Source organism: Bacillus sp. mrc49, from assembly GCF_002803435.1.
Window position 1 is genome coordinate 28,161 of record NZ_PHNG01000688.1, and the last position, 24,833, is coordinate 52,993.

The following is a 24,833-nucleotide window of genomic DNA, read 5'->3' on the forward strand; positions in this document are numbered from 1 at the left end:
TTGAGGAAATTGCAATAAAAAGTAGAAAATTGGCTGAAAACTTCCATTGAACAAGAACGTATATTCGGTTAAAGTAATGAGTATAATATAGGCGAACATATATTCTTGTTAGAGTGAATGGATGATGGATGATGGATTATGGGACGATGCCGGAACAATCAATTATGTGTATCGATATGAAAAGTTTTTATGCAAGCTGTTCAGCGGTCATGCTTGGGTTGAATCCGCTTGAGTGTTATCTGGCGGTGGTTGGTGATTTGCAGAGGACGGGGAGCATCGTGCTTGCTGCTTCCCCAAAGATGAAGAAGGAATTTGGCATCAAAACGGGTTCGCGGATGTTTGAGATTCCGAATGATCCAAGGATTGTCGTCGTTGAACCGAAAATGGCAACCTATTTAAGGGTCTCGACGGAAATCACCCGGCTGTTCAACCGTTATGTGCCCAAAGAAGCGATTCATGTATATAGCGTGGATGAAAGTTTTGTGAAAGTCGATGGGGCGGCTTCTTTATGGGGAGATGCCCGGATGATAGCCGGAAAAATAAGAGATGAAATCGAAAGGGAATTACAGCTTCCCTGTGCCATTGGAATTGGTCCGAACATGCTTATGGCTAAGCTTTGCTTGGATTTAGAAGCCAAGCATGAAGGGATTGCCGAATGGAAGTATGAGGATGTGCCAAACAAGCTTTGGCCGATTTCCCCGCTTCGTGAAATGTGGGGCATCGGCAGGCGTGTGGAAAAAACCCTTCATGGAATGGGGATATTTACGGTTGGGCAGCTGGCCAATTATGATCTTGAATTACTTGAATCGAAGTTCGGCATTATGGGCAATCAGCTTTACCACCATGCGTGGGGAATAGATTTATCGGAGATGGGGGCACCGATTATCGAGGGACAGGTGAGCTTTGGCAAAAGCCAGATTCTGCTGCGGGATTACAAGGAAGAGCATGAAATCAAGCAGGTGATGCTGGAGATTTGCGAAGAAGTCGGAAGAAGGGCACGCACCCATCACAAGGCAGGCAGGACGGTCAGCCTGGGCATTGGTTACAGCAAGGATGAATTTGGCGGAGGGTTTCAGCGCTCCCGTTCAATAAGCGAACCGACCAACATTACGATGGAGCTGTATAAAGTTTGCCTGGAGCTTTTCCGTGAAAACTATACAAAGCAAAAAACGGTTCGGAGCATAGCGGTCACACTCTCGAATATTGTCGACGATAACGAGATGCAGCTGACTTTATTTGATATGTCGCGCTGGAAAAAGCGGGAGCTGAGTTACACGGTCGATCGAATTCGCCATAAATATGGATCGAAAGCGTTATTGCGTGCCGTTTCGTATACAGAAGCGGGTACAGCCGTTTACCGAAGCAGGCTGCTTGGCGGACATAAAGCGTGAGGCTGGAATTTTGAAGGGAGAGGAAAAAGATGATTCGTGATCGAGGCCGTATCAAATGGACATCGATGATGCTGCCGGAGCATGTGAAAATGCTGCGGGATTGGGCGGGGGAGGATGGTTATGAAACGAAGCGCACCCTTGATGAGCAGCAGCTGGAGGAAATGAATGCCGTGATGGGGGAGGCGATGGAGGGGAGAAAGGATGTCACGATTGCTCATTATGAAGGAAACCGGTATCAGCTGTTAATTGGCCGGATCCATTATTATAATGAACTCAGCCAAAAACTCCATATCGTCGATCATTTCCAGCAGGCCCACTATATCAAGCTTTCTGATATAGCGGATGTGAGGATAATGGAAGGCTGATGCGGAGGGACAGCCACTTTTAGAGGGAGGCAAATCGCTTGAAGCAAAACAAATCGGCAATCCAAGAACATCAGTGGAGCAGGCAGATTCGTTAACAGCAGCGTTTTTATCGTTTATAATGGGGTCAGGCAAAGACACCGGGAGGCATGTAACATGTATATTGAATGGACGGAAAGAGCGGCAGGGAAAATAGCCGATAAGCTAGAGGGACAAAAAGGACATTTACAGTTGAAATATGACACGGATGGCTGCGGCTGCGTTGTAAGCGGTGTGACCGCGTTATGGCTGGTCAACGAAGCGGAGGAAGGGACCGAAAAGGTGGAAACGAACGGTATCCCTCTATTCGTGGAAACATCAAAAATGATTTTTCTCGATGAAAGCATGAAAATAGACTTTGTGCCGGAAGCGAACAGTTTTCAGTTGAAAAGTCCGAATCAAATCTTGAATCCTAGAATGAGCTTTTTTAACAAAATGTAAATGAAGAAAAGAGGGAGTATTAGATCCCCTCTGTTTCCTTTCTCCTTTTCAGATAAGTTTCTAGAAACTGATCGATTTGAGCTTCATATTCTTGCGGATTCTCATTATAAGATTGAGCATGGGCCCCTTTTTTAGCGATGTACAGCTGCTTCGGGCCCTCTTTTGCTGCATATAATTCCATCGTCATCGAAACGGGAATGAAGGTGTCCTTTTCACTGTGAATGAAGAGCACCGGGCTGCGGATGTTTTTAATATACTTGATCGGGGACACTTCATTGGTCCAATATCCGTCCCGGAGTTTGATGAACATACGTCCAAGCGGAAATACGGTCCATGAAGGAATGGGGATTTCCGCCTTGAGCTGATGTTGAATCTGATCCTCGAAAGTTGAAAATGGACAGTCGGCAATGTAAAAGTCAGCGCCATCTTCAAGCATCCCGGCATATAAAAGCAAGGTTGCGGCCCCCATGGACTCCCCGTGAATGCCGATGGTAAGATCGCGGCCTTTACGCCGCTTCAATTCATCGATTACGGCCTTCAGGTCGAGCTTTTCATAATGTCCATAGCTGCTCGTCTTGCCGCCGGAATCCCCGTGGCGACGGTGATCATAAATGATGGCATTAAAGCCCCGCTTAAGAAAAATATTCATATACTTAATCGAATTGACTTTATTTTCCGTCACACCATGGGAAATGATAACCCACTGATTGGTTTCATGCGGTTCGACAAACAAGCATTTCAATGCATAGCCCGAGGGTGAGGATACCCAGATTTCCGTTTTGGGCAGATTATCAAAATCCTCCCTGATCAGGCGTTTGGCCAGGATTTCACGATTTTGGATAAAAGCATCTTCCTTCTTTTTCATGTACATGATCCGATTGGAGAAATAAAGGCCTACGCCGATGATATAAGTTAGAATTCCAACTAATGCAAGCCACCATTTTTTCATGAAGGATCCCCCTCGTTTGATTTTCTTTATTTTACCATGAGGGAAGTGGGAAAACACGGTTTGAAAACCGTAACGGGAAAAACGGCAATCATGATATAATCAGGTCATAATAAGGGCTAGGAGGTTTTAAGGATGAAAAAGAAACAGCCACGCAAGCAAAATCCGAGTAAAAACCAAGAGAAAGATTCATCATTGAAACTTGGCGATATGCTCAATCAGGATATCATGTCCCAGCTTCGTCAAAAGCAAAAAGAACTGAACGAGGCGGAAGTTGAGAAAAAGGCCGCTGAAGAAGAAAAGAAACGCGCAGAAAGAAAGCAGCGGGAGAAAAATAAATCATTCGAAGAGCTATTGGGCGAAAGCAATCTGAACTGGAAGAATTATAAATAAAGACAAAACGGAGTGAAGGATGGAGCTGTTCCTATTTTCGGGATTATTTAAAACGGAAAGAGCTGCCATTCATCCATCCGGATAGTCCTTTATTTTATAAAGCAGAACGATTATAGTAAAGATACGTTCCGATAAGGGTGAAAATCGGACTGACTAAGACTAGCTGGTGATATGATGCAAAAACTGGAAAATGTGCTTGAAAATCAATTATGTTTCCTGCTTTATGCAAGCTCAAGGGAAATGACGAAAAAATATAAACCGCTGCTGGATAAACTTGAAGTGACGTACCCTCAATATCTCGTCCTTCTCCTGCTGTGGGAACAGGATACACTCACGGTCAAAAAATTAGGGGAGCTGCTTGCCCTTGATTCAGGAACGCTTACCCCGATGTTGAAACGAATGGAGCAGAATGATTTGATTGTCCGTGAACGTTCCACCCAAGATGAGCGTTCGGTGCTGATTTTGCTGACGGAAAAGGGACGCGGCTTGCAGGCAGAGGCCTGCTTCATACCCGATCGCATTTCAGCTATATCAGGCGAAGATAAGCGGGTGGTCGAAGATTTGAAAGCTTCGTTGTTGCATCTGCTGAAAACTTTACAGCAATTTTAAAGAAAAAACGCTTTGGGTGAGATTTCACCCGAAGCGTTTTTGTTGTTGGTGGATATTCATTAATCTACATCGATCTCAATGGCGACGTCGACATTGCCATTGATTGCTTTTGAATAAGGACACATTTGATGTGCTTTATGAACAAGGGCTTCGAACGTCTCTTTATCGATGCCCGATCCTTTCACAGCCAAAGTGACAGCCAAGCTGTACTGATGCATCTCACCCATCAATAAACTGACGCTCGCAGTGACCTTTGAAGCGAATGAAACACGTTCGACTTTCCCGACTGATTGCAACGCACTATCGAAGCATGCTGCATACCCAGCAGCAAAAAGCTGCTCCGGATTGGATGCTTCAGGCATCTGTTTGGCCCTCGGTGTTCCTGGCATCGCGATATCAACCGTAAAGTTACCATCTGCAGAAATGGCCGTTCCTTCTCTTCCGCCGTCAACCGTTACAGATGTAGTGAATAATGTTTTAGTCATTGTCATTCTCCTTGATTTTTGTATTTTTAATTGTGTACAACTGAATTGTACAACATCTATTTGGGGATGGCAATAAAAAAGATTGATTGAATGACTGGGCGTGACCTCATCGTTTCCGGGCATGTTAGAAAAAAATAATCGTGTTGACACTGCAGGGCGGGCAATCCGAAAGCAAACGGAAACAGGCTGCCCCCTCCCGCTGGTTAAACGTGGATGGGGCAGCCTGTTTCCGTTTAGTTCACGATTTCATCTATCAATCGCGATGGCTTTCATATCGGCTCGCTTTGGACAGCTGCTTCAAGATGTCAAGCTCGGTTTTTGACAAGGAAGGGCCGCTGGCGGCCCGGCAGTTTTCACGGAGCTGCTTTACTGAGCTTGCACCTGGGACAACGGTAGCGACGCTTGGGTGTGACAATATATATTGAAGCGCCGTTTCATTTAATTTCCGATCAGAAAGCTTGTCCTTTAATTGCGGAAGCAAATCTTTCAGTTCGTGATAGCTATAATCAAGATATCCATCCTCATTTGCCTTTTCGAGCATTTTCTCGCTAAGCAGGCCTTTGGCAAGGGGGCCTCGTGCGATGATGCTGATCTGTTTGCTTGCCAAAAGGGACATCCACTCTTCCGGGCGGCGGTCAAGCAGGCTGTACTGCATCATTACGGAATCAAGCTCGGACTTTTCAGTGAATTCCTTGATCACGTTCGGGCGGATCGAGGAGATGCCATAATGACGAATATAGCCTTCCTTTTTTAGCTCTTCAAACGCTTCTACCGTTTCTTCGATATTATCTGCGAGAGTTCCTCCATGCAGCTGGTAAAGATCGATGTAATCCGTTCCGAGCCGCTTTAAGCTATCTTTTACAGCAGTTTTGATATAGGTGGCAGAAGGGTCCCAAGACCAGGAATCCTTATTTTCATTCCAACGGTTCCCGACCTTGGTGGCTATGTATACCTGTTCGCGAACCGACTTTACATTCCTTCCGACGATTTCTTCATTCACACCGAAATCATAAAGATCTGCGGTATCAAAATAATTGATCCCTTCATCTAAAGCGGCTTGTATGATTCCGGATGCCCGTTTTTCATCAGTCCCCAATGACATGCATCCGAGCCCGATTTCAGAAACGAGCAACTCAGAATGGCCAAGTCTGCGTTTTTTCATAGTATCCACACTCCCTTTACGTTCATTGTAAAGGAGAAATCCATTTCACTCAAAGAATTCACTTGATTCTTTTTAAAGGAGTTTGGGGAACCTGATGGTGTATGTCGGCAATCCAATCATTGATATAGACATATTGATCTTGCAATTGTTTTAGCTTTTGCAGGATTTCCCAGCTCTTGCCAGATAAAGTAACGCTTTTTTCCAACACATAAATCTTCATTAAATCGCCCTCCATCTCTAGTATGGTAAAATGTATGAGAAATCATGCTGCAATTAGAACAGAGGAGTGTTCAGGATGAAAAAATTTGAAGAAAAAACGCTGTCATCGGAAAAAATCTTCACAGGTAGGGTAATCAGCCTGCAAGTGGATGAGGTGGAGCTTCCCGATGGGAAAACAGGTAAACGTGAAATAGTCAAACATCCGGGCGCCGTTGCGATCATAGCCCTTACGGATGAAAATAAAATCATCATGGTTGAACAGTATCGTAAAGCGCTGGAAAGAAGCTTGATAGAAATCCCTGCCGGAAAGCTTGAAAAAGGAGAGGAACCGGTTCTATCAGCAGAACGGGAGCTGGAAGAAGAGACAGGCTATGAATGCGAAAAAATGGAGCATATCATCTCTTTTTACACATCGCCAGGCTTTGCTGATGAATTGGTCCATTTGTATGTGGCCCATAATTTGAAGAAGAAAGAAAATGCGGCACCGCTGGATGAAGATGAATTTGTCGAGCTGATCGAACTTACGCTGGAGGAAGCTCAAAATTATTTACTGGAAGGGAAAATCCAGGATGCCAAGACGGCATATGCCGTTCAGTATCTGTTGCTGAAAAAGGCGATGACTTCATAAATGAAAGAGTTTTACGCTGACCTCCATATCCATATAGGCAGGACGGGAAGCGGGAAGGCCGTGAAAATAACCGGTGCTAAAACGTTGACCTTCAGCAACGTCCTGCAGGTGGCAAGTGAGAGGAAGGGCCTTGATTTAATCGGGATCATTGATTGCCATTCGCCGGAAATCATCGAAGAGATAGAAGCGGCGATTGTGGATGGGGAAATCATCGAGAAGCGTGAAGGCGGTCTTCTGTACCGGAATACGACGGTCATTCCCGGCTCGGAGATAGAAATTCATGATCACCATTGCAAGGGACCGATCCATGTTCTTGCCTATTTCCCCAGCTTAACGGCGATGAAGGAATTCTCCGCATGGATGAGCGGCCATGTTAAAAACATTACATTAAGTTCGCAAAGGATTTATTGTGATGGCAGGACGCTGCAAAAAATCGTAAAGTCACTCGGCGGTCTGTTCATCCCAGCCCATGTTTTCACCCCATTTAAAAGCTTATATGGAAAAGGGGTGCGATCCAGTCTGACGGAAGTATTCGATCCAAGGCTGATTGATGCCATCGAGCTTGGTCTAAGCTCGGATACAGAAATGGTCGAGGATATCGCGGAGCTGGAGTCCTATCCCTTCGTGACGAACTCCGATGCACATTCGCTTGGGAAAATCGCTCGGGAATATCAAAAAATCCAGCTCGAGGAACCAACCTTCGCTGAGCTGGAAAAAGCGTTTCGAGAAGAGGGGAATCGTAAAGTCCTCGCCAATTATGGTTTGAACCCTCTATTGGGGAAGTATCATAAAACCGTATGTTCAGCATGTTTCCACGAGGTATTGAACGGAAATGGGCCATGTAGCGAATGCGGAAATGCATCAATCATAAAAGGGGTATCTTCCCGCATCAAGGAACTGTCCATGCCGAAAGTGGATGGAGGATGCAAAAGGGAAAGACCGCCGTATATCCATCAAGTGCCACTCGACTTCATCCCTGGACTTGGACCAAAAGCCATGGAGAAACTGCTGGAGGCGTTTGGAACGGAAATGAACATCCTTCATGGAGCTACGCTCGAACAGCTTAAGGAAATCGTCCCCGATAAGCTGGCAGGCTACATCGATGCAGCCAGGAAAGGGACGCTAATCTTGGAAGCGGGGGGCGGAGGGAAGTACGGAAAGGTTAAAAAGGAAAGCTGAAGGGTTATGGGCAAAACCAACCTGATGGGATGCTGTCTGTCTAGTGCAGGCGGCATCTTTTTTTAGATTCCGGAGCTAGAGCCACGAGAATGAATTTCCGTTTACAAGGCAGGGTGCTGGAACGGAACATTTTCTTCTTTTAAATAAAAGGACCCTGCAGGATAGACTTTTTTAAAAGTGTCCATTCCATAGGGTCCATGTTCACCTGTCAGGGTTAGTTAATTTGTCGTTTTGGCATAGACCGAGGTGCTCCGCAATTCCTTGCCATCTGCACTAAGGCTGTCATTTTGCAAAATTCCTTCAAGCGTATACCCCAGCTTCTCGGGAATGCGTGCGCTGGCAATGTTATTGGGATCACAGCGAATTTCAACTCGCTTGGCTCCATAATGGTAAAAAGCGAACTTCGTCAACTTTTCTATCGCCTCCGTAATGTACCCTTTTTTACTGTACCTCGTATCAATCCAATAGCCGATTTCAAATTTAGGAATATCCCAATCAATTCGGTGCAGGCCGGTGGAACCGATGAACTGGTCGTCTTCCTTCCTATAAATAAGCAGCCTGATATCCTCTTTTAAAATAAAGTCAGCTAAGGATTTCAGGATGTTCCGCTCGGAAATTTCCGCTGAGGCATCCTGATGGGCAAATGGGAGCCATTGTTTAAGTTCATGTTCAGAATGGATAATGGCTTCGTAAACATCAAGGCCATCGCCTGGCTGGCATGGCCTTAAATATAATCGCGGGGTTTCGATTTTTTCTGGAAAATCCATCAATATCGCTTTCATAACGTACCTCCATCCAATGATTATGGGAAATTATAACACGAATTCCAGTTCAATTGTTCGCTCGCAGCGAAAGTTTTCTTGGCATAAATGAGAGAGTGAAAACATAGATTCTAGTAAGCGGAGTTGGGAGGATGAAAGATGAAAAAAAAATCTGTCGTACAAAATGCCGTAATGAAACATGTTAACGAACATTCCTCATTATATGTCTTTATCACTGTGCTTTTTTTGATGGGTGTCATTTTTGGAGCGGTGCTGGTGAATAGTTTGAGCTTTACCCAAAAGGAGGACTTGTTCTATTATTTATCGCAATTCTTCGGACAAGTATCCAAAGGTGAATTTGCCTCTTCGCATGATATGTTCAGCCAAAGTATCATGCATAATATAAGATATATCGGCTTCATTTGGATACTGGGAATTTCCGTCATCGGGTTGCCGGTCATTTTGGTATTGTTATTCATAAAAGGGATGGTAGTCGGATTCACAGTCGGTTTTTTGGTCAACCAAATGGGATGGAGTGGGTTCTTATTATCTTTCGTCTCCATTTTGCCTCAAAATATCTTCATCGTGCCGATCTTCATCGTGATAACGGTCCTTGCAGTGTCACTATCGATGAAAATGATCAGTCGGATTTTCCTTAAGCAGGTTCGTGAGCCGCTTAAGCCAATCATATCAAGGTATATTTTCTCATTGGTCCTGTCTGGTTTGTTTTTGGTAACAGCTGCAGCATTTGAAGCGTACCTATCACCTTCCTTGATGAAAAATGTCGTGAGTTTATTGGGGCATTGACGGAAATTTGCCTTTATCGCAAATTTTTTTATCATTAACAAGAAATCTATTTTGACAGTTTTCCCTCATTTGATATAATGGATAAGATAGCGGCGCGGGAGGGAATATTAGGTATGGAAATAGAAAACAGAATCGATAGGATAAAAAAGCAGTTGCACTCGTCCAGCTACAAATTGACGCCTCAGCGAGAAGCGACCGTCCGCGTTTTACTTGAGCACGAAGAGGATCATTTAAGCGCAGAAGACGTTTACCTCCTTGTCAAAGAAAAGTCGCCGGAAATTGGATTGGCAACAGTATACCGTACGCTAGAGTTGCTGACTGAATTGAAAATAGTGGATAAAATTAACTTTGGGGACGGGGTTTCCCGTTATGATTTAAGACAAGAAGGAGCTGCGCATTTCCATCATCATCTTGTTTGTGTGGAATGCGGTGCGGTGGATGAGATCCAGGAAGACTTACTTGAAGACGTGGAATCCATCGTGGAACGCGATTGGAACTTCAAGATAAAAGATCATAGATTAACCTTTCATGGCATTTGTCATCGCTGTCATGATAAACAAGAAAATAAAGGTGAATGAAGACGGACCTTTTCCATTTACTGGAGAAGGTTTTCTGCGTTTTAAATAGATCCGAAACCTGTAACGGGCAAGTGGATGTCCGCAAAGGAGAGGCGTTTTTTTCCTTCTTCCCATCGAAACACGTATAAAACTTGTCCTGTTGGGCATAGATTGATACAAGGGATCGAATGGGGAGGGGAAAGATGATGAAAACATCATTATCGCTTGTTTTACATACGGCAAAAGTGATGGTGCTCTTCGTAAGCTTCACTGTCCTTTTTTATATAGGGATGGTATGGTTAAATCAGGAATACCAAAGTTATCATCGTTATGACGAACCGAAAGGGATGGCCGTGAAAGTATCGAAGGCCGTCGACACGGGTGATGATGCATGGCTGGAACGGTTAATGCTGTTTTATTTAAACGGGGAGTGACTATGGAAAATCAAATCAGGGATTTCATTCATTTTTTAACGATTGAAAAAGGTCTTGCCAAGAATACGCTCGTTTCCTATGAGCGAGATTTAAGATCCTATTGGAAGTATCTGATGGAAGTTGAATCCATCGGTGACTGGAACGGTTCACGGCGTGTGAATATCCTGCATTTTCTCATTCATTTGAAGGACCAAGGGAAATCATCGAAAACGGTAGCTCGCCATATTGCCTCGATTCGGTCTTTTCATCAATTCCTTCTGAGGGAAAAAGTGACCGATCAGGATCCGTCGATACATATAGATACACCGAAACCGGAGCGTACCCTGCCGAAAGTGCTGAGCATGGAAGAGGTTGAAGCGTTATTGGAAGCCCCGAAAGCGATGGACGAATTCGGCTTGCGCGATAAAGCGATGCTTGAATTGATGTATGCGACGGGAATGCGGGTCAGTGAGCTGATATCGTTGGATGTGAGTGATGTTCATGCTTCGATGGGGTTTGTCCGTTGTGTCGGGAAAGGAAATAAAGAGAGGATCATTCCGATTGGACAAACGGCATTGGGAGCCATCGAACATTATTTAAAGAGTTCCCGAGGGAAATTGGCAAGCCCAAAGCACAGGACGGATTCACTTTTTTTGAATCATCATGGCAACAGGCTGACAAGACAGGGGTTTTGGAAGATTCTAAAGAAACTTGTAAAATCGGCCCATATAGAAAAAGAAATCACACCGCATACGCTCAGGCATTCCTTTGCGACCCATTTATTGATGAATGGTGCTGATTTACGAGCCGTCCAGGAGATGCTGGGACATGCGGATATTTCGACAACGCAAATTTATACACATATTAGTAACGTTCGCATCAAGGATGTGTATTCAAAATTCCATCCGCGGGCATAATAGAATGGTAGAATGATAGAGCGGTTGCTTCCTTCCTGCAGATCAGGGAGGGAAAGCGGCCTTTTTACGGTAGGTGCGAGGAGCGAAAACCCGGCTGGGAATTCCTGCTCATGCTTATCATCACTTCGTTGTTTTTTTTGAAATATATTATTTGTCTCCATCTAGGTAATCGTTTACAATATAGAGAGGTCAGACTTCTGACGTTCTCGCGATTTGATTTTTTTACAGAGTAACTAAGCTGGATAAGGGTAATATAAAGAGTATAAAAAGCGATTTACTATTTTAGGAGGAATGAGCATGGAAGGGAATTCAGCTTTTAAACGTATATTTGTAGTGGTCATGGATTCGGTTGGAATCGGCGAAGCACCCGATGCGGATTTATTCGGCGATAAAGGGTCCGATACACTCGGGCATATTGCAGAAGAAATGAATGGGCTGCACATGCCGAATCTTGCAAAACTCGGTTTAGGCAATATCCGTGAAATAAAAGGGATAGATAAAGCTCAGCAACCTCTCGCATACTATACGAAAATGAAAGAAGCATCAACGGGAAAAGATACGATGACCGGGCATTGGGAAATCATGGGGCTGAACATCTCCACGCCATTCCGTGTGTTTCCAAACGGATTTCCTGAATTGTTGGTCAATGAACTTGAAGCGAAAATGGGCCGTGGAATTATAGGAAACGTCCCAGCAAGCGGAACGGAAATCATGGAAAGGCTTGGCGAAGAGCATATGAAGACGGGCGCATTGATTGTTTATACATCAGCTGATTCCGTTTTGCAGATCGCTGCACATGAAGATATCGTTCCGATTGAAGAATTATACAAGATTTGTGAAATTGCACGTGAAGTGACAATGGCTGATGAGTACAAAGTCGGACGCGTGATCGCGAGACCTTTCACTGGGGAACCGGGCAGCTTCAAAAGGACGTCTAATCGTCATGATTATGCATTGAAGCCTTTTAATCGGACAGTGATGGATGAATTGAAGGATTCGGGATTCGATGTACTGGCAATTGGGAAAATCTCGGATATTTTTGATGGGGAAGGCGTAACTGAATCACTGAGGACCGTATCCAATATGGACGGAATGGACAAATTGATCCAAACGATAGACCAGGACTTCAGGGGAATGAGCTTCCTTAACCTAGTCGACTTCGATGCATTATACGGCCACCGTCGCGATCCGGAGGGGTACGGTAAGGCATTGGAAGAATTCGACGCCAGGATGCCGGAAGTCCTTGAAAAGCTGAAAGAGGATGACTTATTGATCATCACTGCCGATCATGGAAATGACCCTGTACATGAAGGAACCGATCATACACGTGAATATGTGCCATTACTGGTCTATTCCAAACGATTTAAAGAAGGAACCGAGCTTCCAATAAGAGATACATTTGCAGATATCGGGGCGACAGTTGCTGCTAATTTCGATGTGAAAATGCCTGCCTTCGGGAAAAGTATATTGGGCGATTTAAAATAAGGGGGAGAGAAATAGATGTTCAATAAAATAGAGACAGCTGCAGCATTCATAAAAAATAAGATAGAAGGCTCTCCGGAAATAGGACTGATACTTGGTTCCGGACTGGGAGTATTGGCAGATGAAATAGAAAATCCGATCACGATTCCTTACCATGATATCCCGGAGTTTCCGGTTTCGACGGTTGAAGGACACGCAGGTCAGCTTGTCATTGGACAACTAAGCGGTAAAAAAGTGGTGGCGATGCAAGGTCGTTTTCATTTTTATGAAGGTTACTCAATGGAGAAGGTCACCTTCCCTGTACGTGTAATGAAACTTCTCGGTGTGAAGCAGTTAATCGTAACGAACGCTGCCGGAAGTGTTAATGAAAGCTTCGCCCCAGGAGATTTGATGCTCATTACCGATCATATCAATTTTATGGGGACAAACCCGCTGATCGGTCCTAATGAAGATCGTTTCGGGCCAAGGTTTCCTGATATGTCTGAAGCTTATAATAAAGATCTTCGGGCAAAAGCGAAAAAAATCTCATCTTCACTTGGCATGGATATTAAGGAAGGCGTCTATGTGGGGAATTCAGGGCCGACCTATGAAACACCTGCAGAAGTGAAAATGGCAAGGATCCTTGGAGGGGATGCTGTTGGAATGTCCACTGTTCCCGAAGTCATCGTGGCTAGACATAGTGACATGAAAGTTCTCGGGATTTCATGCATAACCAACATGGCCGCAGGCATTCTGGATCAGCCGTTGTCACATGAAGAGGTAATCGAAACGACTGAAAAGGTGAAAAGCAGTTTTCTGGAATTTGTTAAGCAAATCGTTAAGGACATATAAACCGATCAAAAAAATATAAGTGCACCCGAGAACGACGGTGCCTTTAAGAAGTGGGGATTCTAATATGAGAATGGTAGACTTAATTGAGAAAAAACGTGATGGAAAGGCCCTTTCAACAGAGGAAATCCAGTTCATTATCAAAGGCTTCACGGATGGAACGATTCCTGATTACCAAATGAGTGCTTGGTCAATGGCTGTTTATTTCAAAGGAATGAATGAGCAGGAGCGCGCTGATTTAACGATGGCAATGGTTGAGTCGGGTGATCAAATTGACTTATCGATGATTGAAGGGATCAAGGTCGATAAACATTCAACAGGCGGTGTTGGCGATACGACGACGCTAGTGCTTGGACCATTGGTCGCTGCGGTAGGTGTTCCCGTTGCAAAAATGTCAGGACGAGGTCTTGGCCACACGGGCGGCACGATCGATAAGTTGGAGTCTGTTTCGGGTTTTCATGTAGAAATTGAAAATGATGAATTCATTCGACTTGTGAATAAAAATAAAATCGCAGTCATCGGACAAAGCGGGAACTTGACCCCAGCCGATAAAAAACTGTATGCCTTGCGCGATGTGACGGCCACCGTTAATAGCATCGGTTTGATTGCCGGCTCGATCATGAGCAAGAAAATAGCTGCCGGTGCCGATGCAATTGTCCTTGATGTTAAAACGGGAGCAGGGGCTTTCATGAAAACCCTTGCAGATTCGGAAGAATTGGCGCATGCGATGGTGAGCATCGGGAACAACGTCGGAAGAAATACGATGGCTGTCATTTCCGACATGAGCCAACCGCTTGGATATGCAATCGGAAATGCCCTGGAAGTGAAGGAAGCAATCGATACGCTTAAAGGAGAAGGACCGGAGGATTTAACGGAACTTTCTTTAACACTGGGAAGCCATATGGTATACCTAGCAAAAAAAGCAAGCTCATTGAAAGAGGCAAGAACATTGCTTGAAAATGCGATCAAAGATGGATCTGCACTTAACTCGTTCAAGATATTCTTGGAAGCGCAGGGTGGCGATGGATCGGTTGTCGATCATCCGGAAAAACTTCCGCAGGCGGCTTATACCTTTGAGCTTGAAGCGAAAGAGGACGGATATGTATCGGAGATCATCGCTGATGAAGTGGGGACGGCAGCCATGCTTTTAGGCGCAGGCCGGGCGACGAAAGAATCGGAAATCGATTTGGCAGTCGGGCTTGTACTCCGTAAAAAAATTGGGGAAACCGTGGCAAAAGGTGAATCCCTTGTAACGATTTACAGCAACTTTGAAGATGTTTCAAAAGTGAAAGATAAATTGTATGAAAGCATTGCGGTTTCAAAAGCGAAAGTTGAAAAACCGACATTGATCTATAAAGAAATCATGGAATAAATACATTTGCCAAAAACACTCTTTTAAGGGTGGTCACTGTAGACAAACTCGATAGCCATTGAGTTTGTCTACAGTTTTTTTAGGTTTTTGGAACATTCCACTCCGATCCATTTTGTGTGAAAACGAAGATGGAATCCCGATTCTCCTCATATAGCTGGCGAGAACGGTACAAAAAGCATGATTTTTTTATGAGAATGCACCTCAAATTCGATGGAACAGCCTAACTCGCGAGTAAAGCCGGTAAATTGGCGAGTAACGACATCTTAGACTGTCGCTTTCCACTAACAAGCACTCCTTTCCGCGCGGCGGTACGTGAGCCTCCTTGCCTTTCAGCCTGCGGGGTCTCACGTAGACACGCATTTCCCGCAGGAACCTTCCGTTCTAATCCGCTTCAGGCACTCGCGCATTGAAGTAAATTCAAAATTGATCATTATTTGTATAAAAATGGGTTTTGTGGAAAAAATAAATGATATAAAGATTGGAGGGTATGGAGATGAAGCGGGTTCTTTCTCTATTTTTAACGGTATTAATAGCAATAAGTTTTGGCATCCCACATACAAAGGCAGCGGAAAATAAAGGAGTGGACTTGGCAGCGAATGCTAAATCCGCTATTTTGATTGAACGGGATACAGGTGCTGTTCTATATGATAAAAATTCGGATGTTCGCCTTTCACCGGCAAGCATGACGAAAATCATGACGATGCTGCTGATCATGGAAGCGATTGATAAAGGCGAGCTTAGCATGAAGGAGAAAATCAGGACGAGCGAGTATGCAGCATCGATGGGAGGATCCCAAATTTTCCTCGAGCCAGGTGAAGAAATGACCACAGAGCACATGCTTAAAGGCATTTCGATTGGTTCGGCGAATGACGCATCGGTGGCGATGGCTGAACACCTTGCCGGTTCGGAAGAAGAATTCGTTAAGAAAATGAATGAAAAGGCAAAAGAACTTGGTTTAAAAAATACAAAGTTCCAAAACGCAACAGGCCTTCCGGTTAAGGATCATTACAGTTCCGCCCATGATATGTCAATCATGGCGAAGGAGCTATTGAAATACGATACGATTACAAGGTTCACGGGTACATATGAAGATTATCTCCGTGAAAATACGGATAAGAAATTCTGGCTTGTGAACACGAACAGATTGGTGAAATTTTACCCAGGCGTGGATGGTCTGAAGACAGGATTCACGAATGAAGCGAAGTACTGTTTAACAGCAACGGCCAAAAAAGGGAATATGCGGGTCATTGCCGTCGTATTCGGAGCTGCTTCCCCAAAGGAACGGAACGCACAGGTTACGAAGATGCTGGATTACGCATTTTCACAATACATCACCTATCCGATTTATAAGCGCGGAGAGGTGCTAGGGGAAACGAAGGTAAGCAAAGGCAATGAGAAATCTGTTGTTGGTGTGACAAGCGAGCCTATTTCAGTTTTGACGGCCAAGAACGGAACGGCCAAGGACTTCACTAAAAAAATCACACTTAATAAAGATCTGAAAGCTCCGATTCAAAAGGGTGATGAAATCGGGACGCTTGAATTGAAGAAAAACGGAAAGGTATATGTGAAATCGCCAATTGTTGCGAAGAAAACGGTTAAAAATGCGAGCTGGTGGCAATTGTACAAACGTGCTTTCGGCATGTTTACCAAAGCCAAATAAGAAAAATGTCGCAATGGCTGGTAATAGTACTAATTTAGGCGAAACTGCACTAGTTTTGTTGCTAAGAAGGAATCGGCAGGTGAAAAAGAGAATTTGACTCTTATAAGACAGTGAAGGAGGCTGTATATAGTGAGTCTTACGATTAATATGGAGGCGAAGAATCGTGTATTGTGCATTCGTCTCAAAGGTGATTTGGATCATCATACAGCAGAAAGATTGAAAAACCAGGCAGAGGCAGCCATTCAAAAGCATAACATCCAGCATATCATCCTCAACATGGAAGAATTGCATTTTATGGACAGTTCAGGGCTCGGCGTCATTTTAGGGCGTTATAAGCAAGTCAATAAAAAGCAAGGCGAAATGGTGGTCTGTGCAATATCTCCAGCAGTAAAGCGGTTATTTGAGATGTCAGGGTTGTTTAAAATTGTTAAAATGGAACTATCCGAAAAAAACGCTTTGCAAAGACTGGGGGTTGCCTAATATGAAAAATAAAATGGAAACGAAATTTTCTGCACTAAGCCAAAATGAATCTTTTGCCAGGGTAACTGTTGCGGCTTTCATCGCCCAATTGGACCCGACGATGGATGAATTGACGGAAATCAAGACGGTCGTGTCTGAAGCGGTTACGAATTCAATCATTCATGGGTATGAGAGTGACCCGGAAGGTTGGGTATACATTTCAGCGGTCATCGAAGGCGATACCGTCGAGTTGACCATAAGGGATGAAGGACTGGGCATTGAGGACGTCGAAGAAGCCAAACAACCATTGTTCACGACGAAGCCGGAGCTTGAACGTTCTGGCATGGGATTCACCATTATGGAAAACTTCATGGATGAAATCAATATCGTATCCCATAAGGGCGAAGGCACGATCATTCGATTAAAAAAGCACTTAACTACAAGCAGAGCTTTGTGCAATTAAGGGAGACTTGCATATGGATGTGGAGGTTAAAAACGAGAAGAGCAAAAAAGGCCAGCCCCATTTAAAAGATGAGGAATTGCGGAGTTTAATCCAACGCAGCCAAAGCGGTGATCAAGACGCAAGAAACCTGATCGTCAATAGCAATCTTAGGCTTGTATGGTCAGTGGTGCAAAGATTCCTCAATCGAGGTTACGAACCGGATGACCTTTATCAAATTGGCTGTATTGGTCTGTTGAAGTCCGTGGATAAATTTGACTTATCGTTTGAAGTGAAGTTCTCAACGTATGCTGTGCCAATGATCATTGGTGAAATCCAACGTTTTATCCGCGATGACGGAACTGTAAAGGTCAGCCGGTCCTTAAAGGAAATGGCGAATAAAATCCGCAGGGCGAAAGAAGAACTTTCCAAGACGTATGGCCGTGTCCCGACTGTCAATGAACTGGCGGAACACCTCGACCTATCGCCTGAGGAAATCATCATGGCCCAGGAAGCAAGCAGGAGCCCTTCATCCATCCATGAAACGGTTTACGAGAATGATGGGGACCCGATTACGCTTCTTGATCAGATTGCCGATAATAATGAAACATCATGGTTCGATCAGATCGCATTAAAAGAAGCAATCCATGAATTGAATGAACGAGAAAGGCTGATCGTTTTCCTGAGATATTACAAGGACCAGACACAATCGGAAGTGGCTGCGAGGCTTGGAATATCGCAAGTTCAAGTTTCTAGGCTAGAAAAAAAGATTCTTCAGCAAATGAAAAACCACATGAATCAATGATTCATGTGGTTTTTCATTTTTTTATGGAGATAAATCTCGTTTTTGGAAGAAAGTGAAAGTGATTAACTCCCTTTCATCCGGGAAGGATAAAAAAATATGAAATTATCGCTGTCCATCAAATTTTTTTATTGAATTTAGAATTAAAAACGAATATTATAGTAAAGGTCGCGCTTTTCATTCGTTTTTTTCGTTCATTCAAGAATGTTTCAACAGCAAAAGCGGCGTTGCAGTATAATTCTAGGGCACCAAGTCTTTGCATGCAAACGGTTGTCGGTGTTTCCTTTAGATCTGGAGGTCTAAATATGTTTATGGAAAAGTTTTTCTCCCTGAAAGAAAATGGGACGGATATCCGTACGGAAGTCATGGCGGGTGTTACGACATTTTTGACTATGGTTTATATCCTGATTGTGAATCCCGCTTTGCTGTCTTCAATCGGAATTCCGTTTGAACAAGTTTTCATGGCAACGGTCATATCAGCTGTGATAGGTACCCTTTTAATGGGGCTGGTCGCGAAATATCCAATTGCAATAGCGCCGGGCATGGGTTTGAATGCTTATTTTGCTAGTGTTGTGGGAGCGCAGGGCCTCTCCTATCAGACGGTATTCGGCACTGTTTTCATCGCAGGCCTGCTATTTTTATTAATCAGCGTGACGAGCTTGCGTAAAATGATCATTGATGCCATTCCTAATTCTTTAAAGTATGGCATCACATCCGGAATCGGTTTATTCATCGCGTTCATCGGATTGAAGAACGCAGGGATCGTTGTCCCCAATGAATCAACGATGGTGACTCTCGGTGATTTGCATCAGCGAGGAACCGTTTTAGCTTTAGCTGGCTTGTTCATTACTTTGATTTTGATGGCGCGCAATATTAAAGGGGCCATTTTCATTGGGATGATCGTTACGGCCGTAATCGGCTATTTCATTGGATTGCTCGATTTCAATGGCGTCTTATCGGTGCCGCCGACACCGGTATTTTTTGATATCGATATTGCTGGGGTCTTCACCCATTCTTTATATTCGGTTGTTTTTGCCTTTCTGCTTGTAACGATCTTTGATACGACAGGTACCTTGATTGGTGTGACGGAGCAGGCTGGGCTCACGAAGGACGGTAAAATCCCACGTGCCAAGAAGGCATTTTTGGGTGATGCAATTGCAACGACAGTGGGTTCCATGTTTGGTACAAGCCCATCGACTGCTTACGTTGAATCAAGCACGGGTGTGGCTGCAGGCGGGCGTACCGGTTTAACGGCAACAGTCGTGGCAATCCTGTTCGCTGCATCGATTTTCTTTTCTCCTCTTATATCTGCAATCTCGTCAGTTGCTGCGATCACGGCTCCTGTTTTGATTATCGTCGGATGCTTCATGATGGAAGGTCTGGCGAAAGTCAATTGGAAAACGTTCGATGAGGCATTTCCGGCGTTTGCGATCATTTTGACAATGCCGCTTACGTCAAGCATATCGACTGGGATTGCAATTGGGTTCATTACCTATCCCCTTATGAAGCTTTTCAGCGGAAAAGGGAAATCGGTTCATCCGCTCATTTATATTTTTGGAGTGATCTTTATGGTGCAACTCATTTTCTTCCCTACTCATTAATTACGAAAAAGACATGCTGTCATTGCAGCGTGTCTTTTTTTTGTAATTAGTAATATATGGACATGCGTCACTTCCTGCATTTTCATTCTGTTTGGAATCCATACTACTAGCATAAGGAAATAAAAGGTCGGGATGTGATGAACGTGGCGGTTGTATATATCAGGATGAGGAACCGTGTACAAGTAAAGGGAAATCAGACGGTGAGGATAAAAGATATAGCAAGGATAATCGGGCCTGAAGATGAGATTGGAATGATTGAAGAAATCTTGTTACTGACCGTCAAGAAGGAAGACAGGAATATCATCGTCATCGATCTGGCCCAAGTCATCATGGCCATTCGAAAAGTGGATGCATCCATTGAAGTGGAAACCTTCGGGCCATCCCAAACGATCATCGAAATCATTCTCACGAAGAAGAAAATGTCATTTCTCACATTCGCGCTAGTTTGGTTCTTGCTGTTCATCGGCGGTGCGATGACCATCATGAATTTTCATGTGGATGTGAGCATGGGGGAAGTGCATCAAAAAATCTTTACGATCATTACGGGGAAAGTGGAGGAAAAACCGTTATTGATCCAAATTCCATATAGCTTTGGTCTTGGGATAGGGATGATTTTATTTTTCAATCACTTCTTTAAAAAACGCTTCAATGAGGAACCTAGTCCGCTCGAGGTTGAAATGTTCAACTATCAGCAGGACTTGGACCGTTATGTCACCATGAATGAAAACAAGGAGAACGTGCGTCATCTTGATGACAGGTAGAATTATCTTTGGGATTTTTGCCGGTTTAGCAGGTGGTTTCGCGACAGGTGCAGGTTTTGTAGCGTTTTTAACTGTACTTGGCGTGATTCCGAGACTGACTCAGCTGACAAAAACAATGAAAATGATCCATTACTATGAAGGAGCCATCATCGCCGGTGTTGTCGCGGGCACATGGTTCGGACTACAAGAGACGGAGTTTTTCCTGCCGCAATTCTTATTGATTCCGATCGGCTTGGCTGACGGGGTCTTCAATGGGATGCTGGCAGCCGCCCTGACCGAGGTTCTCAACGTTTTCCCCGTTTTGTCAAAGCGAATCGGCATTCAAGAGAAAATCATTTATCTATTGATGGCACTCGTTTTGGGAAAGATAGCCGGGTCGTTATTTCAGTGGATTTATTTTGTCGATATGTAAATTTTTCAAGTAACTATTCCGGATGAAAGGTAGGCCCAAGATGGTGACCAAACGAAATGTGATATTGATTACGGATGGAGATGAATATGCGAAAAGGGCTGTGGAAATTGTAGCCAAGGAAATTGGGGGGCGATGTATCTCCATGTCCCAAGGTAATCCATCACGATATACGGGCTTGGAGCTAGTTGAATTGATAAAAAAGGCGAAGTATGATCCGGTATTGGTCATGTTTGATGATAGCGGCTTTATCGGGGAAGGATCCGGTGAACAGGCGATGAAGGTGGTTGCCGGGCATCCCGATATGAATGTCCTTGGAGTGATAGCGGTCGCTTCAAAGACTAGAAGGGAAGAATGGACCAAGGTCGATGTTTGTATCGATCGTGATGGGAATTTGACACCGAATGGCGTCGATAAGTTCGGTGCGGAGGAATTCGAGTTGGGAAAGATTACAGGAGATACGGTGTATTGCATTGATGGCTTGCATGTCCCGATCGTAGTGGGGGTAGGGGATATCGGTAAAATGTCCCGCCAGGATGACTGCAAAAGGGGTGCGCCGATCACGAAGCTAGCAGTGGAAATCATATTGGAAAGGAGTGGTCATGATGTCTTCAGAAAAACCGCAAAACATGAAACCGATTCCGAATAAGGTAGCGGAAGTAGACGCGTACATGAAAGAGAGAGTGGGTCTTGGCGTCAGCTTTGACTTGGGCGTAAGAAAGATCAAAGTCTTAAAAAAAGATGTACACCTTTACTATATAAACGGTCTGACCGATACGGAGTACATCATAGAGATCCTTGACTCGTTGATCCATAATAAAAACACGGAAATCATGACTACGAAGATTTTTGATGTAGTCAAAGGGTTGCTCGTTCACCAATCCGTTGAAGAAATAAGCACGATGGATGAGCTTGTCGATCAAGTATTATCCGGTTTGATCGTCATCGTTGTCGATGGTAAACCAGTAGGCTTGGTCGTAGATGTCAGGAGTTATCCTGGAAGACAGCCCGAAGAACCGGATACCGAGAAAGTCGTGCGCGGTTCCCGGGATGGTTTTGTCGAAAACATCATCGTCAATACGGCAATAACGAGACGAAGAATCCGGGATGAACGATTGCGCTTTGAAATGCTGCACGTTGGCGAACGCTCCAAAACGGATATTTCTATTGGATACATTAAAGGGATCGCCGACCCCGATTTGATCGATATCGTTCGTAAGGAATTGGAAAGCATTGATGTCGATGGATTAACGATGGCTGATAAAACGATCGAAGAATTCATCGTCAAGCAAAGATATAATCCATATCCGCTCGTCCGGTATACCGAACGTGCCGATGTTGCGGCAACGCATTTACTTGAGGGGCACGTCCTGATATATGTGGATACCTCCCCGAGTGTCATTATCACCCCGTCGACTCTTTTCCATCATATGCAGCACGCCGAGGAGTATCGGCAGGCACCCGCTGTTGGAACGCTGGTACGCTGGACACGTTTTTTCGGAATTTTCGTTTCGCTATATTTGCTGCCGATTTGGTTGTTGTTTTGTTTGGAACCGTCGCTTTTGCCGGATAAGTTCGAGTTTATCGGACCGAACGAAAAAACGCATATTCCCATTGTGGTCCAAATCTTCATTTCCGATATCGGGATCGAGTTCCTGAGGATGGCAGCCGTCCACACTCCGACGCCGCTTTCGACGGCAATGGGCTTGGTTGCGGCTGTGCTCATTGGGCAGATAGCGATAGATGTCGGCCTATTTGTCCCAGAAGTGGTCCTCTACGCTTCCGTGGCGACAATCGGCACCTTCGTCACCCCGAGCCTGGAACTCGGTGTGGCGAATAAGATTTCCCGTCTGTTCCTGCTGGTGTTGGTCGCTTTGTTTAAAGTGCCTGGCCTAGTCATTGGCATCACTCTCTACATTATTCTATTGACGGGCATTAAAGCTTTAAATACACCGTATTTATGGCCGCTTATCCCATTTCAACCGAAGGCTCTGTCACATATAATATTCAGAAGACCTTTTCCAGGATCAGTGGAGCGTCCAAGTATTGTGCATCCCCAGGATAAATATAGGCAGCCGAGAAAACCTTAAGGTTGATGTTGTCGAAAAGTTGTGGTAATTTAATTTTATTCGGATAAAGCGGTAAAGTTAGGTTTCACAGACAGATAGAGCCTTCATGACTCTTTGACGTTAAACCAATCTGGCTTTCCCTTCGAACTACTGAGCAGTCATAGATAACAATACTTAAATGGGATGATCGATTGATTCGGATGAGGCTTGTCGATATGGAGGACCCTACACGTGCATAAGGGGTTCTTTATTAGAGGCTGCCTCATTTCTTGTTAATCTTTAGTTTCTAAGTCAGGAAGGTGAGGCTATCATGCATTTGTACGGAACCAGCGGTGTCAATGAGCGGGGGCATCTGGAGATTGGCGGAGTGGACACGATCGAGCTGATCGAGCAATTCGGGACGCCATTATATGTTTATGATGTAGAACTGATACGTGAACGGGCAAGGGGATTCAAAAGGACTTTTGAAGAATTGGGGATTTCAGCACAAGTTGCTTACGCAAGCAAAGCCTTCTCTTCGATTGCCATGATCCAGTTGGCAGATCAAGAGGGACTTTCTCTCGATGTTGTCTCGGCAGGGGAATTGTACACGGCCATCAAGGCGGAATTCCCGACTGAACGCATCCATTTCCATGGAAACAACAAAAGTGAAGAAGAGCTACATATGGCTTTGGATTATAAAATTGGCTGTATAGTAGTCGATAATTTTTCAGAGTTGACCCTTTTAGAAGAGATTTGTACAAACCGTGAACAAAAGATGAAGATCCTTCTTCGTGTTACACCGGGAATCGAGGCCCATACGCATGATTATATCTTGACAGGGCAGGAAGATTCCAAATTCGGTTTCGATCTCATTAATGGCCAGGCGGAAGAAGCCCTTAGACAAGCGTTGCAGAGCGAATGGCTGGAGGTCCTGGGTCTGCACTGTCATATTGGATCGCAGATCTTTCAAACGACAGGCTTCTTGCTTGCTGCACAAAAAATCATCGGCAAGCTTGATAGCTGGCATGGCTCGATAGGGTATCAGCCCAAGGTTTTGAACCTCGGCGGCGGCTTCGGGATTCGCTATACACAAGAGGATGACCCGCTTCCGGCTTCTCAATATGTTGAAGAGATCGTTAGGGAAGTCCAGAATTTGGTTGCTGATTCTGATTTGCAAATGCCTGAAATCTGGATTGAGCCCGGCCGGTCATTGGTCGGGGATGCGGGTGTGACTTTATATAAAGTGGGCTCTGAAAAGCAAGTGCCCAATGTCCGTAAATATATTGCGGTTGATGGAGGCATGAGTGACAATATACGTCCAGCTCTTTATGAAGCCAAGTATGATGCCATTTTGGCGAACCGGCCGCTTGATCCTGTAGAAGAAACCGTGTCCATCGCTGGTAAATGCTGTGAAAGCGGGGATATGCTGATCTGGGATTTACCTTTGCCAAAAGCTGGGCGCGGGGATGTGCTGGCAGTCTTTTGTACAGGGGCATATGGATATTCGATGTCCAATAATTACAATCGAATTCCAAGACCGGCTGTCGTCTTCGTTGAAAATGGGGAAGCCCGGCTTGTCATCAAACGTGAGACCTTCGAGGATCTTATTCATTTGGATTTGGCCCTTCATGAAGCGGCTGTCACGAACAAAGAATAAAAA

At 44.6% G+C, this 24,833-nt stretch carries 29 protein-coding genes; 24 read left to right on the top strand and 5 right to left on the bottom strand.

Annotation, left to right across the window (positions count from 1 at the left end; genetic code table 11):
- Positions 1–128 precede the first annotated feature (128 nt).
- The 3 genes from CVN76_RS11400 (at position 129) to CVN76_RS11410 (ending at position 2,233) form a co-directional block, all read left to right on the top strand.
- Positions 129–1,391: a Y-family DNA polymerase gene (locus tag CVN76_RS11400; protein ID WP_100531340.1), complete on the top strand. Its 1,263-nt coding sequence runs from the start codon at positions 129–131 to the stop codon at positions 1,389–1,391.
- 29 nt (positions 1,392–1,420) lie between these two features.
- Entirely contained in the window at positions 1,421–1,756 is a 336-nt protein-coding gene (locus CVN76_RS11405; RefSeq protein ID WP_100531341.1) for a YolD-like family protein, read from the top strand.
- Between the two features lie 153 nt (positions 1,757–1,909).
- Positions 1,910–2,233 (top strand): iron-sulfur cluster biosynthesis family protein, encoded by a 324-nt coding sequence (locus tag CVN76_RS11410; RefSeq protein WP_061144360.1) that lies wholly within the window; start codon positions 1,910–1,912, stop codon positions 2,231–2,233.
- Between the two features lie 19 nt (positions 2,234–2,252).
- Here the strand turns inward: CVN76_RS11410 and CVN76_RS11415 are convergent, their stop codons facing one another.
- Positions 2,253–3,182, bottom strand: coding sequence for an alpha/beta hydrolase (locus tag CVN76_RS11415; protein WP_100531342.1), 930 nt, complete (start codon positions 3,180–3,182; stop codon positions 2,253–2,255).
- Between the two features lie 132 nt (positions 3,183–3,314).
- On the opposite strand from CVN76_RS11415, the gene CVN76_RS11420 reads away from it, so the two are divergent.
- Both CVN76_RS11420 and CVN76_RS11425 read left to right on the top strand, forming a co-directional pair.
- Positions 3,315–3,572, top strand: a complete 258-nt coding sequence (locus CVN76_RS11420; protein WP_061144358.1) for a YqkE family protein — start codon at positions 3,315–3,317, stop codon at positions 3,570–3,572.
- A gap of 171 nt (positions 3,573–3,743) precedes the next feature.
- On the top strand, positions 3,744–4,181 hold the full coding sequence (locus CVN76_RS11425) for a MarR family winged helix-turn-helix transcriptional regulator (protein WP_100531343.1): 438 nt from the start codon (positions 3,744–3,746) through the stop codon (positions 4,179–4,181).
- Positions 4,182–4,240: 59 nt separating this feature from the next.
- Here CVN76_RS11425 and CVN76_RS11430 read toward each other — a convergent pair whose 3' ends face one another.
- The 3 genes from CVN76_RS11430 to mciZ all read right to left on the bottom strand — a co-directional run bounded on the left by CVN76_RS11430 (position 4,241) and on the right by mciZ (position 6,048).
- Positions 4,241–4,666, bottom strand: coding sequence for an Ohr family peroxiredoxin (locus CVN76_RS11430; protein WP_061144356.1), 426 nt, complete (start codon positions 4,664–4,666; stop codon positions 4,241–4,243).
- Between the two features lie 253 nt (positions 4,667–4,919).
- Positions 4,920–5,828: an aldo/keto reductase gene (locus CVN76_RS11435; RefSeq protein ID WP_100531344.1), complete on the bottom strand. Its 909-nt coding sequence runs from the start codon at positions 5,826–5,828 to the stop codon at positions 4,920–4,922.
- 58 nt (positions 5,829–5,886) lie between these two features.
- Complete coding sequence (mciZ, locus tag CVN76_RS11440; protein ID WP_081092573.1) at positions 5,887–6,048, bottom strand: Z-ring formation inhibitor MciZ; 162 nt, start codon at positions 6,046–6,048, stop codon at positions 5,887–5,889.
- A 75-nt stretch (positions 6,049–6,123) separates the two neighbouring features.
- Between mciZ and CVN76_RS11445 the strand changes: the two genes are divergently transcribed.
- Positions 6,124–6,675: an NUDIX hydrolase gene (locus CVN76_RS11445; protein WP_100531345.1), complete on the top strand. Its 552-nt coding sequence runs from the start codon at positions 6,124–6,126 to the stop codon at positions 6,673–6,675.
- Positions 6,676–7,854 (top strand): endonuclease Q family protein, encoded by a 1,179-nt coding sequence (locus CVN76_RS11450; protein WP_100531346.1) that lies wholly within the window; start codon positions 6,676–6,678, stop codon positions 7,852–7,854.
- Positions 7,855–8,072: 218 nt separating this feature from the next.
- Here CVN76_RS11450 and CVN76_RS11455 read toward each other — a convergent pair whose 3' ends face one another.
- Positions 8,073–8,636 (bottom strand): GNAT family N-acetyltransferase, encoded by a 564-nt coding sequence (locus CVN76_RS11455; protein ID WP_100531347.1) that lies wholly within the window; start codon positions 8,634–8,636, stop codon positions 8,073–8,075.
- Positions 8,637–8,774: 138 nt separating this feature from the next.
- On the opposite strand from CVN76_RS11455, the gene spoIIM reads away from it, so the two are divergent.
- The 17 genes from spoIIM to lysA all read left to right on the top strand — a co-directional run bounded on the left by spoIIM (position 8,775) and on the right by lysA (position 24,830).
- The gene (spoIIM, locus tag CVN76_RS11460) at positions 8,775–9,422 is read left to right on the top strand and encodes a stage II sporulation protein M (RefSeq protein WP_100531348.1); all 648 of its coding nucleotides are present in this window, start codon (positions 8,775–8,777) and stop codon (positions 9,420–9,422) included.
- Positions 9,423–9,541: 119 nt separating this feature from the next.
- Positions 9,542–10,000, top strand: a complete 459-nt coding sequence (gene fur, locus CVN76_RS11465) for a ferric iron uptake transcriptional regulator (RefSeq protein WP_061144437.1) — start codon at positions 9,542–9,544, stop codon at positions 9,998–10,000.
- A 182-nt stretch (positions 10,001–10,182) separates the two neighbouring features.
- Entirely contained in the window at positions 10,183–10,413 is a 231-nt protein-coding gene (locus tag CVN76_RS11470; RefSeq protein ID WP_370662551.1) for a YqzK family protein, read from the top strand.
- A 2-nt stretch (positions 10,414–10,415) separates the two neighbouring features.
- Entirely contained in the window at positions 10,416–11,309 is an 894-nt protein-coding gene (gene xerD / locus CVN76_RS11475) for a site-specific tyrosine recombinase XerD (protein WP_100531349.1), read from the top strand.
- 297 nt (positions 11,310–11,606) lie between these two features.
- Positions 11,607–12,794 carry a phosphopentomutase gene (gene deoB / locus CVN76_RS11480; protein ID WP_100531350.1) on the top strand — a complete coding sequence of 396 codons (1,188 nt, stop codon included), beginning with the start codon at positions 11,607–11,609 and terminating at the stop codon, positions 12,792–12,794.
- Positions 12,795–12,809: 15 nt separating this feature from the next.
- A complete protein-coding gene (locus tag CVN76_RS11485; RefSeq protein ID WP_100531351.1) occupies positions 12,810–13,622 on the top strand; it encodes a purine-nucleoside phosphorylase in 813 nt (270 codons plus the stop codon).
- Positions 13,623–13,686: 64 nt separating this feature from the next.
- Positions 13,687–14,991 (top strand): pyrimidine-nucleoside phosphorylase, encoded by a 1,305-nt coding sequence (locus tag CVN76_RS11490; RefSeq protein WP_100531352.1) that lies wholly within the window; start codon positions 13,687–13,689, stop codon positions 14,989–14,991.
- A gap of 493 nt (positions 14,992–15,484) precedes the next feature.
- Positions 15,485–16,651 (top strand): D-alanyl-D-alanine carboxypeptidase family protein, encoded by a 1,167-nt coding sequence (locus CVN76_RS11495; RefSeq protein WP_100531353.1) that lies wholly within the window; start codon positions 15,485–15,487, stop codon positions 16,649–16,651.
- 129 nt (positions 16,652–16,780) lie between these two features.
- A complete protein-coding gene (gene spoIIAA / locus CVN76_RS11500) occupies positions 16,781–17,131 on the top strand; it encodes an anti-sigma F factor antagonist (protein WP_061144345.1) in 351 nt (116 codons plus the stop codon).
- A 1-nt stretch (position 17,132) separates the two neighbouring features.
- Complete coding sequence (spoIIAB, locus tag CVN76_RS11505) at positions 17,133–17,573, top strand: anti-sigma F factor (RefSeq protein WP_057914309.1); 441 nt, start codon at positions 17,133–17,135, stop codon at positions 17,571–17,573.
- 13 nt (positions 17,574–17,586) lie between these two features.
- Positions 17,587–18,354: an RNA polymerase sporulation sigma factor SigF gene (gene sigF, locus CVN76_RS11510; protein ID WP_100531354.1), complete on the top strand. Its 768-nt coding sequence runs from the start codon at positions 17,587–17,589 to the stop codon at positions 18,352–18,354.
- 308 nt (positions 18,355–18,662) lie between these two features.
- Positions 18,663–19,952, top strand: coding sequence for an NCS2 family permease (locus tag CVN76_RS11515; protein ID WP_100531589.1), 1,290 nt, complete (start codon positions 18,663–18,665; stop codon positions 19,950–19,952).
- A gap of 137 nt (positions 19,953–20,089) precedes the next feature.
- Positions 20,090–20,713: a stage V sporulation protein AA gene (locus CVN76_RS11520; protein ID WP_100531355.1), complete on the top strand. Its 624-nt coding sequence runs from the start codon at positions 20,090–20,092 to the stop codon at positions 20,711–20,713.
- Entirely contained in the window at positions 20,703–21,125 is a 423-nt protein-coding gene (locus CVN76_RS11525; RefSeq protein ID WP_100531356.1) for a stage V sporulation protein AB, read from the top strand. The genes CVN76_RS11520 and CVN76_RS11525 overlap by 11 nt, the downstream gene beginning before the upstream one ends.
- Positions 21,126–21,165: 40 nt before the next feature.
- The gene (locus CVN76_RS11530) at positions 21,166–21,771 is read left to right on the top strand and encodes a stage V sporulation protein AE (protein WP_100531357.1); all 606 of its coding nucleotides are present in this window, start codon (positions 21,166–21,168) and stop codon (positions 21,769–21,771) included.
- A complete protein-coding gene (locus CVN76_RS11535) occupies positions 21,728–23,212 on the top strand; it encodes a spore germination protein (RefSeq protein ID WP_232732183.1) in 1,485 nt (494 codons plus the stop codon). Before CVN76_RS11530 ends, CVN76_RS11535 begins: the two co-directional genes overlap by 44 nt.
- 289 nt (positions 23,213–23,501) lie before the next feature.
- Positions 23,502–24,830 carry a diaminopimelate decarboxylase gene (lysA, locus tag CVN76_RS11540; RefSeq protein WP_100531359.1) on the top strand — a complete coding sequence of 443 codons (1,329 nt, stop codon included), beginning with the start codon at positions 23,502–23,504 and terminating at the stop codon, positions 24,828–24,830.
- Positions 24,831–24,833 lie beyond the last annotated feature (3 nt).

Bases quoted from the DNA above. Each gene is read 5' to 3' on its own strand.
- CVN76_RS11455 (WP_100531347.1), bottom strand. From the start codon at position 8,636: ATGAAAGCGATATTGATGGATTTTCCAGAAAAAATCGAAACCCCGCGA.
- xerD (WP_100531349.1), top strand. From the start codon at position 10,416: ATGGAAAATCAAATCAGGGATTTCATTCATTTTTTAACGATTGAAAAA.
- CVN76_RS11525 (WP_100531356.1), top strand. From the start codon at position 20,703: ATGACAGGTAGAATTATCTTTGGGATTTTTGCCGGTTTAGCAGGTGGT.
- CVN76_RS11520 (WP_100531355.1), top strand. From the start codon at position 20,090: ATGAACGTGGCGGTTGTATATATCAGGATGAGGAACCGTGTACAAGTA.
- CVN76_RS11415 (WP_100531342.1), bottom strand. From the start codon at position 3,182: ATGAAAAAATGGTGGCTTGCATTAGTTGGAATTCTAACTTATATCATC.
- CVN76_RS11425 (WP_100531343.1), top strand. From the start codon at position 3,744: ATGATGCAAAAACTGGAAAATGTGCTTGAAAATCAATTATGTTTCCTG.
- CVN76_RS11410 (WP_061144360.1), top strand. From the start codon at position 1,910: ATGTATATTGAATGGACGGAAAGAGCGGCAGGGAAAATAGCCGATAAG.
- CVN76_RS11485 (WP_100531351.1), top strand. From the start codon at position 12,810: ATGTTCAATAAAATAGAGACAGCTGCAGCATTCATAAAAAATAAGATA.
- CVN76_RS11420 (WP_061144358.1), top strand. From the start codon at position 3,315: ATGAAAAAGAAACAGCCACGCAAGCAAAATCCGAGTAAAAACCAAGAG.
- CVN76_RS11400 (WP_100531340.1), top strand. From the start codon at position 129: ATGATGGATTATGGGACGATGCCGGAACAATCAATTATGTGTATCGAT.
- lysA (WP_100531359.1), top strand. From the start codon at position 23,502: ATGCATTTGTACGGAACCAGCGGTGTCAATGAGCGGGGGCATCTGGAG.
- CVN76_RS11470 (WP_370662551.1), top strand. From the start codon at position 10,183: ATGATGAAAACATCATTATCGCTTGTTTTACATACGGCAAAAGTGATG.
- spoIIAB (WP_057914309.1), top strand. From the start codon at position 17,133: ATGAAAAATAAAATGGAAACGAAATTTTCTGCACTAAGCCAAAATGAA.
- CVN76_RS11450 (WP_100531346.1), top strand. From the start codon at position 6,676: ATGAAAGAGTTTTACGCTGACCTCCATATCCATATAGGCAGGACGGGA.
- deoB (WP_100531350.1), top strand. From the start codon at position 11,607: ATGGAAGGGAATTCAGCTTTTAAACGTATATTTGTAGTGGTCATGGAT.
- CVN76_RS11435 (WP_100531344.1), bottom strand. From the start codon at position 5,828: ATGAAAAAACGCAGACTTGGCCATTCTGAGTTGCTCGTTTCTGAAATC.
- CVN76_RS11445 (WP_100531345.1), top strand. From the start codon at position 6,124: ATGAAAAAATTTGAAGAAAAAACGCTGTCATCGGAAAAAATCTTCACA.
- CVN76_RS11405 (WP_100531341.1), top strand. From the start codon at position 1,421: ATGATTCGTGATCGAGGCCGTATCAAATGGACATCGATGATGCTGCCG.
- CVN76_RS11495 (WP_100531353.1), top strand. From the start codon at position 15,485: ATGAAGCGGGTTCTTTCTCTATTTTTAACGGTATTAATAGCAATAAGT.
- CVN76_RS11530 (WP_100531357.1), top strand. From the start codon at position 21,166: ATGGTGACCAAACGAAATGTGATATTGATTACGGATGGAGATGAATAT.
- CVN76_RS11430 (WP_061144356.1), bottom strand. From the start codon at position 4,666: ATGACTAAAACATTATTCACTACATCTGTAACGGTTGACGGCGGAAGA.
- CVN76_RS11515 (WP_100531589.1), top strand. From the start codon at position 18,663: ATGGAAAAGTTTTTCTCCCTGAAAGAAAATGGGACGGATATCCGTACG.
- spoIIM (WP_100531348.1), top strand. From the start codon at position 8,775: ATGAAAAAAAAATCTGTCGTACAAAATGCCGTAATGAAACATGTTAAC.
- sigF (WP_100531354.1), top strand. From the start codon at position 17,587: ATGGATGTGGAGGTTAAAAACGAGAAGAGCAAAAAAGGCCAGCCCCAT.
- CVN76_RS11490 (WP_100531352.1), top strand. From the start codon at position 13,687: ATGAGAATGGTAGACTTAATTGAGAAAAAACGTGATGGAAAGGCCCTT.
- CVN76_RS11535 (WP_232732183.1), top strand. From the start codon at position 21,728: ATGTCTTCAGAAAAACCGCAAAACATGAAACCGATTCCGAATAAGGTA.
- mciZ (WP_081092573.1), bottom strand. From the start codon at position 6,048: ATGAAGATTTATGTGTTGGAAAAAAGCGTTACTTTATCTGGCAAGAGC.